Raw genomic sequence first — 15,123 nt, 5'->3', positions numbered from 1 at the left:
GGCAACCCTAGGCGCGGCCTGTGACACCCGGCTTGTCGCGGTTGTTCGAGCGTCGCCTGCGCCGCAGTGCCGACCGGACCCGGTCGGTGGTCCGCGCGGACCGGCGAGACAGCCGCGCGGACTGCTCGGCGCGGCCCGCGCCGACCTTCGCGACCAGGGACGCGGGCCAGAACATGGCCCGGTACCTGGCCTGCGTCGGCGAGGTCTTGTCGAGCGCGGTGTGCAGGTCCCGCAAGGCGTCCGCGAGCCCCGCGGGGTCGGCGCCCCTGGGGGAGTACCGGTACAGGGCCATCGCCGAGCCGAGCGCCTTCGCGGCCTCCCGCGCGCTCGGCGCGGCCGTCGCGAGCACGCCCGCGGCCTGCCTCGGCGTGTACGAGTCCGGGATGGACACCCCGTAGTCGAGGGCCAGGTCCATGGCCTCGTCCCACGCGGTGGCCGCCGTCAGGTTCCGCGGGTTCAGGCGCCGCTTGCGCAGCGCCCCGCGCCACAGCACGGGCAGGAACGGCACGGCGAGCAGCAGCAGGAGCGACAGCCAGCCCGGGTGGAACGGCAGCGCGGCGCCGCCGTCCGACTCGGCGCCCGCGTCAGCGGACGGGCCCTCGGACGCGCCGCCCTCCGGCGGGATCGTCTGCCCGGACGCGTCGGTCTCCGGCGCGGACGGGTCGTCCGTGGGGACCTCGTTCTCGCTCGGCTCGGTCTCCGGGTCCACGGCGTCGCTCGGCTCGTTCGACCACGGGAAGCTCACCGAGCCGGGGACGCTCGCGGCGGGGGTCGGGTCGAACGTGACCCAGCCGGGCCCGTCGTAGTAGACCTCGACCCACGCGTGGTAGTCGTGGCTGGTCAGGACCCACTGGTTCGCGTCCACGCGCGAGCCCTGCGACAGGCCCACGACCACGCGCGCGGCCACGTCCGCCTCGCGGAGCATCCACGCCATGGTCGCCGCGTACTGCTGGCAGTAGCCCTGCTTGGTCTCCAGGAAGTCCAGGACCGCCTCGTCGTTGCCCGCGTCGATGGTCTCCAGGGAGTACCGGAACCCGTTCGACACCGACAGGAACCGCTGCACCGCAAGGACCTTCTCGTGGACGGTGGTCGCCCCGGCGGTCGCGTCCGCGACGATGTCGGTCAGCTCCGGCACGTCCGGGTGCTCGGTGTTCGGGGTCCACCGCTCGTCGTCGCTGCTCATGCCGCCCGCGGCCGCGAGCGTCTCGGCGTCGGGCGCGGGCTCGGAGTACTGCAGCGTGTACTCGTCGACGTCGCCCATGTCGCTGCCGTCGCCGACGATGACGCCCGTGTCAGGGTCGACCCGCCAGTCGCCGTCGATGTCGAGGCCGTTCGGGCTCCCGTAGACCGGCACCACCGGCGCCTCCAGCTGGAGGTTCTCGATCTGCGCGGTGTACATGTCGCCCTCGGGCTCGGGGAGCTCGTCGAGGTTCTGCGTGCCGTTGTACTCGTTGGGCGCGAAGCCGTCGCTGGTCAGCTCGTCCAGCACGTGCATCCGCAGGTAGCGCGGGCTCGGGTCGTCAGTGGTCACCCGCAGCACGTCGACCGCCTCGGGCCGCGTCAGCGACCCCGACAGCTGCGCCCACGGGTTGACGTCGCCGAGCCCGTACGACTCGCCGCCCTCGATGCCATCGGCGACGTTGTCGATCAGCCCCGACGTGTTCACCGGCACGACCGCCAGCACCGCCAGCGCCACCGCGATGAACCCCGCCGCCGACCAGCGCGCCGTGCGCGCCATCGGCGAGGGGAACGAGCGGCCGACCAGCTGGCCCGCGCCCGTGAACCGGTGCCCGAACGCCGACACCCGCTTCAGGTTGTCGTCGCCGAGGATCCACAGGTACGCGACCGCCGGGAGGATGAACCAGAACCACGCGGTGGCCTCCGGCGCCACCGACACCGGCACCAGGTACATCGTCAGGAGCGTCAGGCCCGCGAGCGCGGGCGTGCGCAGGCCGACCACGAACATGTCGTGGAGGATCGCGACGACGCCGACGCCGACCACCGTGAGGAACATGATCCCGCCGGTGGCCTCCACCGGCGGCGAGTTCACGATGATCGCGCCCACGCCCTCCTGCGCGAGGACCCCCCAGTGCTCGAACGTCGCCGGGAGCGGCACGAGGAACAGCAGGCCCGTGCCGTCGCCGAACCCCAGCGTGAGGATGACGACGAGCGTCGCGCCCATCGCGAGCGTCTGGAGGCCCTGGCCGCGCCCGGCCGCGCGCATGAGCGACCCGGCCGTGGCGATGAGCGCGATCGTGAGCATCACCGGGAAGATCCAGCCGAGGCCCTCGAAGATCCCGATGAGCGGCGTCAGCGTCAGGGCGAGCGTGGCCGCCGCGACGACGGTGGCGTGGCGCTGTCCGTTCATGCGAGGGTCCTCCACGCGCTCAACTGGGTCCACACGCGGCGCAGCTCCGTCCCGGCCACGACCGGGACCACCTGCCAGCCGGCCGACTGGAGCGTCGACACGGCCTGCCCGTGCTGCTGCGCGAACGCCTGCTCGCGCGGGTCGACGCGGCTCGACGCCGCCTTCGGGATCCACCGGACCGGGTCCACGACCAGGGCCGTGCAGCGCCCGCCGCGCCGCGCCAGGCGGCCCAGTGCGGCCGCCTCCTCCGGGGTCAGGTGCCCCAGGAACGCGACGATCCCGGACACCGAGCGGGCCCGCTGGGCCTTCTCGACCATCGCGGCCACCGGCGCCTCGGGGGCCGCGGCCACCGTCGCCAGGTACCGCATCGCCTGGCTGTAATCGCCTTGGCGGCACTCGAAGTCGCGGTGCGCGGTGATCAGCCACGGGTCGATGCCGTCGCGCGCGAGCCGCACCGTCGCCGACGCGGCCGCGTCCACCATCCACTCGAAGCTCGACAGCTCCCCGCGGTGGGCGCCGCGGCGCACGTCCAGCAGGACCGCCGCGTTGTTCTCCCACGGCTGCTCCTCGCGGCGCACCATCAGCTGCCCGCGGTGCGCGCTGGCCTTCCAGTGGACGCGCCGCATGTCGTCGCCGTGGCGGTACTCGCGGATCGCGATGTCGTCGTTGCCGGTGATCGCCACGGTGTGCGAGGCCGACTCGCCCGAGGACATGCCCGCGCCGCCCGGCAGCAGCAGGCTGCGCAGCGGCTGGATCCGCGGGGTCACGATCAGCTCCGTGGTCACCGGGAACTCCTGCACCGACACGGCCAGGCCGAACGGGTCCGAGGTGCGGACGGTCAAGGGCCCCAGCTCGTACGCGCCGCGCGAGCCCGGCGTGATCGTGTAGTTGACGACGCTCCGCGCGCCGGGGGCGAGCCGCTCCAGGACCAGCCGGGGGCGGTTCCCCAGCCGGTACGGGATGCGGTCCTCCAGCATCAGCGCCGGGGGGCGGCTGCGGCCGGTGTTCTGGATGCCCAGGCGCACCTGCGTCGCCTGCCCGGCCTCCACCTGCGCCGGGTTGAGCACCCGGTTCGACTCCAGCGTCGGCCGCGTCCAGCGCAGCACGAACAGCCCGCCGAGGGGGGCGATCGCGGCCAGGGCCGCGGCGCGCAGCAGGTCGCCCTCGCCCACCGCCAGGGCGGTGAGGCCGACGACCACACTCACCGCCAGCAGCGTCTTGCCGCGTCCGGTGAGCTCCACGCCTAGAACCTCCCCGGGTGCGACACCACCGGGACGTGCCTGAGGATGTCGGAGACGATCGCCTTCGTGTCGCCGCCGCCCATCGTGGTCTCCGTCGTGGGGATCAGGCGGTGCGCGAGCACGGGGACCGCGAGCTGCTGCACGTCGTCCGGGAGCGCGAAGTCGCGCCCGTCCATCGCCGCCAGCACCTGCGTGCAGCGCAGCAGCTGGAGCGTCGCCCGGGGGCTCGCTCCCAACCGGACCTGCGCGTTCGTGCGCGTGGCCCCGACGAGGTCCACGACGTACCGCTTCAGCTCCGGCGCCAGGTGCACCGCGCGCGCCGCCGCGATCATCCGCACGATCATCTCCGCGTCGGCGACCGGCCGCAGCGCGTCGAGCGGGTTGTACTCCTCGCGCCGGTCCAGCAGCGCCAGCTCCGCGTTGATGTCCGGGTACCCGATCGCCAGGCGCGCGGTGAAGCGGTCGCGCTGCGCCTCCGGGAGCGGGTACGTCCCCTCCATCTCGACGGGGTTCTGCGTCGCGATCACCATGAACGGGCTGCGCAGCTTGTACGTGTTCCCGTCGACGGTGACCTGCCGCTCCTCCATGCACTCCAGGAGCGCGGACTGGGTCTTCGGGCTGGCCCGGTTGATCTCGTCGCCGAGGATCAGGTTCCCGAAGATCGCGCCCGGCTTGAACACGAAGTCGCGCTTCTCGGGGTCGAAGATGCTCACGCCCGTGACGTCCGAGGGGAGGAGGTCCGGGGTGAACTGGATGCGCCGCACGGAGCAGTCGATCGACCGCGCGAGGGCCTTCGCCAACTGGGTCTTGCCGACGCCGGGCACGTCCTCCAGCAGCAGGTGGCCCTCGGCGAGCATGACCGCCAGCGCCAGCCTGATCGTGTGGGACTTCCCCTCGATGACCCATTCGACGTTCGTCAGGATCCCCTCGGCCGTGGCCTTGAACTCCTGCGGCGAGAGCGGTGCGGGACCCTGCCCCGCCTGCGCCGTGCTCTGGAGCGGCATCGTGCCGTCGGGCTTCTCGGGGGACGACTCGAAGGTCAACGGTCCTCCTGGGGAGTCGGTGAGGTGGGTGTGCGGCGTGCACCGGAATCCGCCGCGTTCTGGTCATCCTACTCGGACCCGCCCAAGCGTTATGTCCCGTGCCACCTGGGCGCGGCTCGGCTACACTGGGGGGCATGACTCGGCGATTCGAGCTCCTTACGTAGCCGTGCGGGACAGATCCCAGCACGGCCACCCCAGCGTGTCTGGGGTTTTTTGCTGTCTAGGGTCAGTACCCGGAGAACGCCGACCGAACCCAGAGCCTCATCGGACCACAGGACGAGCCATGACCGAACCCGCACACCGCTACGACGCCGAGCTGGCCAACGCGATCGAACCGCGCTGGCAGGAGCGCTGGGAGGCCGAGCGGACCTTCCGCGCCCCGAACCCGGCCGGGGAGCTGGCCGAGCCGGGCCACCCGCGGGCCGGCGCCCCGAAGAAGTTCGTGATGGACATGTTCCCGTACCCGTCGGGCGCGGGCCTGCACGTCGGCCACCCGCTGGGGTACATCGCGACCGACGCCTACTCGCGGTACCTGCGCATGGCCGGGTACAACGTGCTGCACCCGCTGGGCTTCGACGCGTTCGGGCTGCCCACCGAGCAGTACGCCATCGCGACGGGGCGCCAGCCCGCCGAGATCACCGCCGAGAACATCGGCCGGTACCGGCGCCAGCTGCGCATGGTCGGCATGGGCTACGACAACCGCCGCGAGTTCGCGACCACGGACCCGGACTACTTCAAGTGGACGCAGTGGATCTTCCTGCAGATCTTCAACTCCTGGTACGACACCGAGGCCGATCGCGCCCGGCCGATCAGCGAGCTGATCGCCGCGTTCGAGTCCGGTGAGCGCCCCGCCCCCGGCGGCCGCGCCTGGTCCGAGCTGAGCGACGTCGAGCGCCGCCGCGCGATCGACGACCACCGCCTGGCGTACGTCACCGAGGCGCCCGTGAACTGGTGCCCGGGCCTGGGCACGGTGCTGTCCAACGAGGAGGTCACCTCCGAGGGGCGAAGCGAGCGCGGCAACTTCCCGGTCTACACGCGCACCCTGAAGCAGTGGATGATGCGCATCACCGCGTACGCCGACCGGCTGCTGTCCGACCTGGACGGGCTGGACTGGACCGAGTCCCTGAAGTCCATGCAGCGCAACTGGATCGGCAAGTCCACCGGCGCCTACGCGGACTTCGCGACCTACGCGGGGGACATCCGGGTCTTCACCACCCGCCCCGACACCCTGTTCGGCGCCACCTACATGGTCCTGGCCCCCGAGCACCCGCTGGTCGACGCCCTGACCGCCGAGACCTGGCCCGCCGACGCCCCCGCGGCCTGGACCGGCGGCCACGACACCCCCGCCGGGGCCGTCGCCGCCTACCGCGCCCAGGCCGCCGCCAAGACCGACGTCGAGCGCCAGGCCGACGCCAAGGAGAAGACCGGCGTCTTCACCGGCGGCTACGCCACCAACCCGGTCAACGGCGAGACGGTCCCCGTCTTCATCGCCGACTACGTGCTGGCCGGGTACGGCACCGGCGCGATCATGGCCGTCCCGGCCCACGACGGCCGCGACTTCGACTTCGCGACCGCCTTCGGCATCCCGATCGTCCAGGTCGTCTCGGACGGTGAGGAGTGGGACCGCCAGGAGGTCCTGTCGAGCACCACCGGCACCGTCGTCAACTCCGGCTTCCTGGACGGCCTGGCCGTCCCCGAGGCCAAGGACCGGATCATCGCGTGGCTGGCCGAGCACGGCCGCGGCGAGAAGGCCGTCACGTTCCGCCTGCGCGACTGGCTGTTCAGCCGCCAGCGCTACTGGGGCGAGCCGTTCCCGATCGTCTACGACGAGACCGGCCTGCCCGTCGCCCTGACCGAGGAGCACCTGCCGGTCGAGCTGCCGCACCTGGACGACTTCTCGCCCAAGACCTTCGACCCCGAGGACGCCGACTCCGCGCCGGAGCCGCCCCTGGGCCGGGCCAAGGACTGGGTGGAGGTCGAACTGGACCTGGGCGACGGCCCCAAGCCGTACCGCCGCGAGGTCAACACCATGCCCAACTGGGCCGGGTCCTCCTGGTACGAGCTGCGCTACACCGACCCGAAGGCCGCGGAGAAGATCGCCGACCCCGCCAACGAGTCCTACTGGATGGGCCCGCAGGACGCCGAGGACGTCGGCGGCGTCGACCTGTACATCGGCGGCGTCGAGCACGCCGTCCTGCACCTGCTGTACGCCCGCTTCTGGCAGAAGGTCCTGTTCGACCTGGGCCACGTCTCCAGCCGCGAGCCGTTCCGCCGCCTGTTCAACCAGGGCTACATCCAGGCGTACGCCTACACCGACGAGCGCGGCGTCTACGTGCCCGCCGAGGAGGTCGAGGAGCAGGCCGACGGCGTGTACACCTACAAGGGCGAGAAGGTGAACCGCGAGTACGGCAAGATGGGCAAGTCCCTGAAGAACGTCGTCACGCCCGACGAGATCTGCGCGTCCTACGGCGCCGACACGTTCCGCCTGTACGAGATGTCGATGGGCCCCCTGGCCGACTCCAAGCCCTGGGAGACCCGCGCGATCGTCGGCTCCCAGCGGTTCCTGCAACGCCTGTGGCGCAACATCGTCGACGAGGAGACCGGTGAGACCGCCGTCGCCGACGCCGAACCGTCCACCGAGACGCTGCGCGAGATCCACAAGGCCGTCGCCGGGGTCCGCGACGACTACGAGAACCTGCGCATGAACACCGCGGTCGCCAAGCTGATCACGCTGAACAACCACGTGACCGGCCTGAACCCGGTGCCCCGCGCGGCCGCCGAGGCCCTGGTGACCATGGTCGCCCCGATCGCCCCCCACATCGCCGAGGAGCTGTGGGAGCGCATGGGGCACACCGAGGGCATCGCGTACGTGGACTTCCCGGTGGCCGACGAGCGGTACCTGGTCGAGGACACCGTGACCTACCCGGTCCAGATCAACGGCAAGGTCCGCGGCCGCATCGAGGTCGCCGCGGGCGCCTCCGAAGAGGACGTCAAGGCCGCCGCGCTGGCGGAGGAGAAGGTCGCGGCGAACCTGGCGGGCAAGGACGTCAAGAAGGTCATCGTGGTGGCCGGCAAGATGGTCTCGATCGTCGCCAAGTAGCGAACGCGACGAGGGCGGGTCCGGGATTCCGGGCCCGCCCTCGGAGTATTGACCAACATCTATGCAAACGCTAGGCTGTGCTCACCTCGTTGGGAGCGCTCCGCCCCCGCGGGCCCATCCTTCTGACAGCCTCGTTCCCTCACGGCGCGGCACCACCTTGAGGAGCTCCTCGTGCTGCTTACCCGACCGCACTTTTCAAGAAGGCGGCGCCGGGCGGTGATCGCGGGGGTCGTCACCGTCGCGACCGCCGCGCTCGGCATCGGCCTCTCGACCCAGTTCGCCTCCGCCCAGCAGACGACCCTGCGCGGGGCCGCCGACGCGCTGAACAAGGACATCGGCGTCGCCGTCAACTACAACCTGCTCCAGAACAACGCGACCTACCGCAACACCGTCGCCACCGAGTTCAACTCCCTCACCGCCGAGAACGCGATGAAGTGGGACGCGACCGAGCCCAGCGACGGGAACTACACGTTCACCCAGGCCGACGCCATCGTCGACTTCGCCGAGGACAACGGCCAGTCCGTCCACGGCCACACCTTCGTGTGGCACAGCCAGACCCCGTCATGGGTGCAGAACCTCTCCGGCACGGCGCTGCAAACGGCGATGGTCGACCACATCAACACCCTCGCCAACCGCTACGAGGGCCGGGTGGACTCCTGGGACGTCGTGAACGAGGTCGTCAGCGACTCCAACGGTGCGCTGCGCGACTCGTTCTGGCTCCAGAAGCTCGGCGAAGGCTACATCACCACCGCGTTCCAGACCGCCCGCGCGGCCGACCCGAACGCCGACCTCTACATCAACGACTACTCGATCGACGGCATCAACGCCAAGTCGAACAAGGTCTACTCGATCGCCCAGGGCCTGAACAGCCAGGGCCTCATCGACGGCGTCGGGTTCCAGGCCCACCTCATCCTCGGGCAGGTGCCCTCCGACATGGAGGCGAACCTCCAGCGCTTCGTGAACCTGGGCCTGAAGGTCCGCATCACCGAGCTCGACATCCGCATGCAGACGCCCGCCGACTCCACGAAGCTCGCGCAGCAGGCCAGCGACTACCAGCGGATCGCGAACATCTGCAAGAACCTCGCCGACTGCTCCGGCATCACCGTGTGGGGCCTGCGCGACGGCGACTCCTGGGTCCCCGGCGTCTTCCCCGGCTACGGGGCGCCGCTGCTGTTCAACGACGACTTCTCCAAGAAGCCCGCGTACACCTCGGTCCTGAACGCCTGGGGCGGCCCCGTCACCAACCCGACCACCACCCCCGGCACCACCACCCCGCCGCCCTCCGGGAACGGCTGCACCGCGACCCTCGCGGTCCAGAGCCCCTGGAACACCGGCGCCACGTACGCCGGGACGGTGAAGGCCAACCAGAACCTCACCGGCTGGACGGTGACATGGACCTGGCCGGGCTCCGAGCGGATCTCCAACGCCTGGAGCATCCAGGGGAGCCTGACGGGGGCGACGGTGACCGGCTCGAACGTCGCGTACAACGGGACGCTCTCCTCGGGCCAGTCCACGACGTTCGGCTTCAACATCACCAAACCGGACGGGGCGACCGCCTCGGTCCCGACGGTGACCTGCACACCCGCATAGACCCCGCTCCCTCTTCGCAGAGAAATGGCCGGGGCCCGGACGCATCCGTCCGGGCCCCGGCCGCGAAGCCTTGCGCGTCAGCCCAGTTCCGCCTGGAACATCCAGGACTGCTTCTCCAGCTCGGCGGTGATGCCGATGAGGAGGTCCTGCGAGACCGGGTCGGCCGACTCGGTGGTCTCGATGCGCTCGCGCATGTTCGCGATGATCGCCGTGTAGGCGTCGATCATGAGCGAGACGACCTCGGTGTCGGAGATCGTGCCGTCGTGGATCTTGGGGACCGAGGAGGTCTCCGAGACCGTGGCCGCGCGGCCGTCGGCGCTGACGCCGATCGCTATCGCCCGCTCGGCCACCAGGTCGGCGGCGTTGCGCGCCGACAGCACGATCTCGTCGAGCTGGAGGTGGAGCGAGCGGAAGTTCTTGCCGTAGACGTTCCAGTGCGCCTGCTTGCCGACCAGCGACAGGTCGATGAGGTCGACCAGCGCGCCTTGCAGCGCCTTGGCGGTCGTGTCGCGGTTCTCGTCGGAGAGGCTGGAGCGGACGGTCGACATATCGGTGCACCTCGCAGAGCAGCAGTCGGTTCCGGCATTGACAAGCAGATCGTAGTCTTCCCCGGCTCGCCCGGTGCGAAACTCGACGGCTCGGGGCCCGCGGAGGACGCCCGGATGCGCCGCCTCCCCGGCTCGCAATTTGTTGGGCTAGTCGATAAACTAATGCGTGTCGTGCCGTCCCCGGCCCGGCCGCCGCCGTCCGCACCCTGAACGAGCAGGAGCTACGAATGCCTTACCGCCCGCCGCTGGTCGCCCGCGAGTTCTTCGTCGCCGACCCCCCGGAGCTGCCCCAGCGCGCCAACGGCGAGCAGGGCCTGTCGTCCGTCACGAGCGCCGAGGTCGTGGAGACCGGCGCCGACTCGGTCCTCCTCAAGGCCGCCACGAGCGCGGGGGAGGAGCTGTACGTCTCCGTCGCGGCCGTCGCCGAGGGCGTCGTGCGCACCCGCCTGGCCGCCGACCCGGCCGCCCGGCCCGCGGCCGAGAAGATCATCGAGCTCGTCCACGCCGGGAGCTACGACGGCGCGAAGGTCACCGTCGAAGACGGCACCGTCGTCGTGGATGCCGGGCCCGTGCGCGCCGTCGCGACCCTCGGCGCCTGGTCCCTGCGGTACACCGACGCCGCCGGAAAGACCCTCGTGGCCCAGAACCCCGGCGAGGAGGACATCTCCGGGCGCCTGCGGACCCTCCCGTTCGGCCGCTCCCTGGTCGACGGGAAGCCCGTCGCGTTCCACGAGTCCTTCACGGCCGCACCGGACGAGGCGTACGCCGGGTTCGGCGAGCGGTTCGCCCCGCTGAACGCGCGCGGCCAGCGGCCCCTGATGTGGAACTTCGACGCGTTCGGCTCCGAGTCGATCCGCGCCTACAAGAACGTGCCGTTCTACATGTCCGACCGCGGCTACGGCGTCCTCGTCAACTCCGGCGCCCCCGTGGAGTTCGACATGGCCCAGCAGACCCACGCGGCCGTCGAGCTCATCGTGCCCGACGACGCCCTGGAGTACTTCGTCATCGGCGGCGCCCCCGCCGAGGTCCTCGACCGCTTCGACGGCCTCACCTCCCGCCCCTCGCTCCCCCCGAAGTGGGCCCTCGGCACCTGGATCTCCTCGGGCTTCTTCGTGGACAACGAGGAGCGGGTCATGGAGCGGGCCAAGAAGATCCGCGAGCGCGGCATCCCCTGCGACGTGCTCCACCTCGACACGTTCTGGCAGCACGAGCCGCACTGGTCCGACATGCGGTGGGACCGCGACAACTTCCCCGACCCCGAGCGGATGCTCGCCGACCTCGCCGAGCAGGGCTTCAAGGTCTGCCTGTGGATGAACTCCTACATCTCCCACAAGTCCCCGGTGTTCGCCGAGGGCGACGAGCACGGGTACTTCCTGAAGAACGCCAAGGGCGAGACCTACGTGGCCGACGTCTGGCACGGCTCCCACCAGGCCAGCGGCATCGTCGACTTCACCAACCCCGACGCCGTCGAGTGGTGGAAGGGCCTCCTGCGCGGCCCCCTCCAGGCCGGCGCGGCGCTTTACAAGACCGACTTCGCCGAGGGCGTGCCCGCCGACGCGGTGGCGCACAACGGGATGACCGGCACCGAGCTGCACAACGTGTACACCCTGCTCTACAACGACGCCGTCGTGGACGTGACCCGCGAGGTCAACGGGCACGAGCTCGTGTGGGCCCGCTCCTCGTTCCTCGGCGGGCAGCGCCACTCCGCGCAGTGGTCCGGCGACGTCCAGACCACCTGGGCCGGCCTGGGCGGGACCATCCGCGGCGGCCTCTCGCACGGCCTGTCGGGCGTCCCGTTCTGGTCCCACGACACCGGCGGCTTCAACGGCACCCCCACGGACGACCTGTACATCCGCTGGGCCCAGTTCGGCGCGCTCTCGCCGCTGCTGCGCTACCACGGGACGACCACGCGCGAGCTGTGGGAGTTCTCCAAGGAGGCCGAGCGCCTCGCCATCGAGTCGCTGAAGCTGCGCTACTCGCTCGCGCCGTACCTGTACACCGCCGCCGTGAAGGCGTCGCGGACCGGCGAGCCGGTGCTGCGCGCCCTGAACGTGGACGACCCGTCCGACCCGATCTCGTGGACCGCCGACCAGGAGTTCCGCCTCGGCACCGACCTCCTCGTGGCGCCCGTGAACGACCCGTCGGGCGAGCGGAAGGTCTACCTGCCCAAGGGCCGGTGGATCGACTTCTGGACCAAGGAGGTCCACGAGGGCGGCCGCTTCATCGACACCAAGCACGACCTGGAGACCTTCCCGGTGTTCGTGCGCTACGGCGCCGTCATCCCCCGCGTCGAGCCGGGCCCGACCATCGGCGAGGAGCCCTTCGCGGGCATCACCCTCGAAGTGTGGGGCGCCCCGGCCGAGGGGATCACGATCTCCGACGTCGACGGCGACACGACCATCGTCATCGAAAAAGTTTCTGAAACTTCGGTGACCCTGGTTTCGACCGGCCCGGCCGACATCGCTAATGTGAGCGTCATCGATGTTGCGGGCGCGCCCGCGAAGGCCGAGCTGGAGCGTAAGTAGGAACATGAGCCTTGTCGCCGGAGTCGACTCCTCTACGCAGTCGACCAAAGTCCTCCTTGTAGACGCCGAGACCGGCGAGATCGTCGACTCCGGCAAGGCCGCCCACCCGGACGGGACCGAGTGCCCGCCCGAAGCCTGGTGGGACGCCCTCCAGGAAGCCGGGCGGGGCCTGCTCGAACGCGCCGACGCCGTGGCCGTCGCCGGGCAGCAGCACGGCATGGTCGCGCTCGACGCCGACGACCAGGTCGTCCGTCCCGCACTGCTGTGGAACGACACCCGCTCGGCCCCCCAGGCCGAGCGGCTCACCGCCGAGCACGGCGGCCCCGAGGCGTGGGCCGCCGACACCGGCCTGGTCCTCGCCGCGTCCTTCACCGCCACCAAGCTCGCCTGGCTCGCCGAGCACGAGCCGGAGAACGCGGCGAAAACCGTTTCGGTGATGCTCCCGCACGACTGGCTCACCATGAAGCTCCGCGGCGCCACCGCCGCCGACGCGACCACCGACCGCTCCGACGCCTCGGGCACCGGCTACTGGAACCCGCACACCGGCGCCTACGTCACCGAGCGGCTCGTCCAGGCGTTCGGCCGCGAACTCGTGCTGCCGCGCGTCGCCGGACCGAACGAAGCTGTCGGCCGCACCCCCTGGGGCGCGATCGTCGCCCCCGGCACCGGCGACAACGCCGGGGCCGCACTGGGTCTGGGCCTCGGCCCCGGCGACGTGGCCGTCTCCCTCGGCACCTCCGGCACCGTCTTCGGCGTCTCCGACGTCCCCGCCGACGACCCCTCGGGGCTCGTCGCCGGGTTCGCCGACGCCACCGGCCGGTTCCTGCCGCTGGTCTGCACGCTCAACGCGGCCCGCGTCCTCGACACGTTCCGTACCCTCCTCGGTGTGGACACTGAGCCTCTGAGTCCCGCGGAGTTCGACGCGCTCGCGCTGGCCGCCGAGCCCGGCGCCGGGGGCCTCACCCTCCTGCCGTACCTCGACGGCGAACGCACCCCGGCCCGCCCGCACGCCACGGGAGTCCTCTCGGGGATCACCACCGGCGCCACCCGCGCCGGCCTCGCCCGCGCCGCCGTCGAAGGGATGCTCTCGGCCCAGGCCGACGGCCTCGCCGCGATGGGCGCCCAAGGGCTGGAGGCCCGCCGCGTCCTCCTCATCGGCGGCGCCGCCGCCTCCGAAGCCGTCCGCCGGATCGCCCCCACCGTGTTCGGCGTCGACGTGGAAGTCCCTCCCTCGGCCGAGTACGTGGCCCTCGGCGCCGCCAAGCAGGCGGCCTGGGCCCTGTTCGGCCGCGACAACCCGCCGCAGTGGAAGAACGGGGACACGGAGCGGCTCACCGGCACCGCCTCCTCCGTGTCCGAGCAGTACGCGACCTTGAGGAACGAAACCGCCTCTTGGGAAAAGCACCAATAGCAAAGGAACGATCATGACCGACAAGTACGCACCGGTGCCCGAGGACAAGTTCTCCTTCGGCATCTGGACGGTCGGCTGGGCGGCTCAGGACGTCTTCGGCTCGGCCACCCGCGCCGACATGGCCGCCGACCGGGCCGTCCGCGAGCTCGCGGAGATCGGCGCCTACGGCGTGAACTTCCACGACAACGACGTGTTCCCCTTCGACGCCACCGACGCCGAGCGCGACGCCAAGATCGGCGCGTTCCGCAAGGCCCTGGACGAGACCGGCCTCAAGGTCACCACCGCGACCACGAACCTGTTCAGCCACCCGGTCTTCAAGGACGGCGGCTTCACCCACAACGACCGCGACGTGCGCCGCTTCGCGATCAGCAAGGTCATGCGCAACATCGACCTCGCCGCCGAGCTGGGCGCCGAGATCTACGTGGCGTGGGGCGGGCGCGAGGGCGCCGAGTCCGGCGGCTCCAAGGACGTGCAGTCCGCGATGGCCCGCATGAAGGAGGCGTTCGACGTCCTCGGCGACTACGTCGTCGAGCAGGGCTACGACCTCCGGTTCGCCATCGAGCCCAAGCCGAACGAGCCCCGCGGGAACATCCTCCTGCCGACCCTCGGCCACGCGCTCGCGTTCATCAACGAGCTGGAGCGCCCCGAGCTCACCGGCATCAACCCCGAGATCGGGCACGAGGAGATGGCCGGGCTCGACTACGCCGCGGGCATCCGCCAGGCCCTGTGGCACGGCAAGCTCTACCACATCGACCTCAACGGCCAGACCGGTCCGCGCTACGACCAGGACCTGCGCTTCGGCGCCGGGAACGTCGGCGGCGCCTTCTGGGTCGTGGACGCCGTCGAGGAGGGCATCGCCAAGGGCCAGTACAACGGCCCCATCCACTTCGACTTCAAGCCCCCGCGCACCGAGGACGACAAGGGCGTGTGGGTCTCCGCGGCCGCGTGCATGCGCAACTACAAGATCCTCAAGGAGAAGGTCGCCGCGTTCCGCGCCGACCCCGAGGTGCAGGAGGCCCTCAAGGCCGCCCGCGTCGACCAGCTCGCCGTCCCCACCCTGGGCGAGGGCGAGACCTGGGCGGACCTGAAGACCGTCGACGTCGACGTCGAGGGCCTCGCCGCCAAGGGCATGGCCTTCGAGGCGCTCGACCAGCTCGCGCTGGAGCACCTCTACGGCGTGCGTTAAACACTTCCAGACACGGAACCGGGGGGGGGGGGCCCGCGCCCCGCGCCCAGCGCGACCCCCCCCCCCCCAATCCCGAAGGAAACAGCAGGAAAAAACTAAACCCAATATTTT

The 15,123-nt window shown here is 71.1% G+C and carries 9 protein-coding genes; 5 read left to right on the top strand and 4 right to left on the bottom strand.

What is annotated here, in order from left to right:
* Positions 1–7: 7 nt before the first annotated feature.
* Genes AB0A65_RS22260 through AB0A65_RS22250 form a run of 3 tightly spaced genes read right to left on the bottom strand, consistent with a single transcriptional unit; the run spans position 8 to position 4,613 of the window.
* Entirely contained in the window at positions 8–2,368 is a 2,361-nt protein-coding gene (locus AB0A65_RS22260) for a DUF3488 and transglutaminase-like domain-containing protein (protein WP_359953966.1), read from the bottom strand.
* Positions 2,365–3,609 carry a DUF58 domain-containing protein gene (locus tag AB0A65_RS22255; RefSeq protein ID WP_359953964.1) on the bottom strand — a complete coding sequence of 415 codons (1,245 nt, stop codon included), beginning with the start codon at positions 3,607–3,609 and terminating at the stop codon, positions 2,365–2,367. The genes AB0A65_RS22260 and AB0A65_RS22255 overlap by 4 nt, the downstream gene beginning before the upstream one ends.
* Positions 3,610–3,611: 2 nt before the next feature.
* Positions 3,612–4,613: a MoxR family ATPase gene (locus AB0A65_RS22250; RefSeq protein ID WP_359954317.1), complete on the bottom strand. Its 1,002-nt coding sequence runs from the start codon at positions 4,611–4,613 to the stop codon at positions 3,612–3,614.
* A 322-nt stretch (positions 4,614–4,935) separates the two neighbouring features.
* On the opposite strand from AB0A65_RS22250, the gene leuS reads away from it, so the two are divergent.
* The gene (gene leuS, locus AB0A65_RS22245; RefSeq protein WP_359953962.1) at positions 4,936–7,752 is read left to right on the top strand and encodes a leucine--tRNA ligase; all 2,817 of its coding nucleotides are present in this window, start codon (positions 4,936–4,938) and stop codon (positions 7,750–7,752) included.
* A gap of 171 nt (positions 7,753–7,923) precedes the next feature.
* Positions 7,924–9,342: an endo-1,4-beta-xylanase gene (locus tag AB0A65_RS22240; RefSeq protein WP_359953960.1), complete on the top strand. Its 1,419-nt coding sequence runs from the start codon at positions 7,924–7,926 to the stop codon at positions 9,340–9,342.
* A gap of 77 nt (positions 9,343–9,419) precedes the next feature.
* On the opposite strand, the gene AB0A65_RS22235 is transcribed toward AB0A65_RS22240, so the two are convergent.
* Complete coding sequence (locus tag AB0A65_RS22235; protein ID WP_359953959.1) at positions 9,420–9,890, bottom strand: DNA starvation/stationary phase protection protein; 471 nt, start codon at positions 9,888–9,890, stop codon at positions 9,420–9,422.
* A gap of 227 nt (positions 9,891–10,117) precedes the next feature.
* Between AB0A65_RS22235 and AB0A65_RS22230 the strand changes: the two genes are divergently transcribed.
* The 3 genes from AB0A65_RS22230 to xylA are packed head-to-tail and all read left to right on the top strand — an operon-like array spanning position 10,118 to position 15,012.
* A complete protein-coding gene (locus AB0A65_RS22230; protein WP_359953957.1) occupies positions 10,118–12,415 on the top strand; it encodes a TIM-barrel domain-containing protein in 2,298 nt (765 codons plus the stop codon).
* Positions 12,416–12,419: 4 nt separating this feature from the next.
* Positions 12,420–13,826, top strand: coding sequence for a xylulokinase (gene xylB, locus AB0A65_RS22225; protein ID WP_359953955.1), 1,407 nt, complete (start codon positions 12,420–12,422; stop codon positions 13,824–13,826).
* 13 nt (positions 13,827–13,839) lie between these two features.
* On the top strand, positions 13,840–15,012 hold the full coding sequence (gene xylA, locus AB0A65_RS22220; RefSeq protein ID WP_359953953.1) for a xylose isomerase: 1,173 nt from the start codon (positions 13,840–13,842) through the stop codon (positions 15,010–15,012).
* Positions 15,013–15,123 lie beyond the last annotated feature (111 nt).

Source organism: Glycomyces sp. NPDC047010, from assembly GCF_040644205.1.
Taxonomy (GTDB): domain Bacteria; phylum Actinomycetota; class Actinomycetes; order Mycobacteriales; family Micromonosporaceae; genus Glycomyces.
This window is presented reverse-complemented; position numbering and strand designations above follow the sequence as displayed.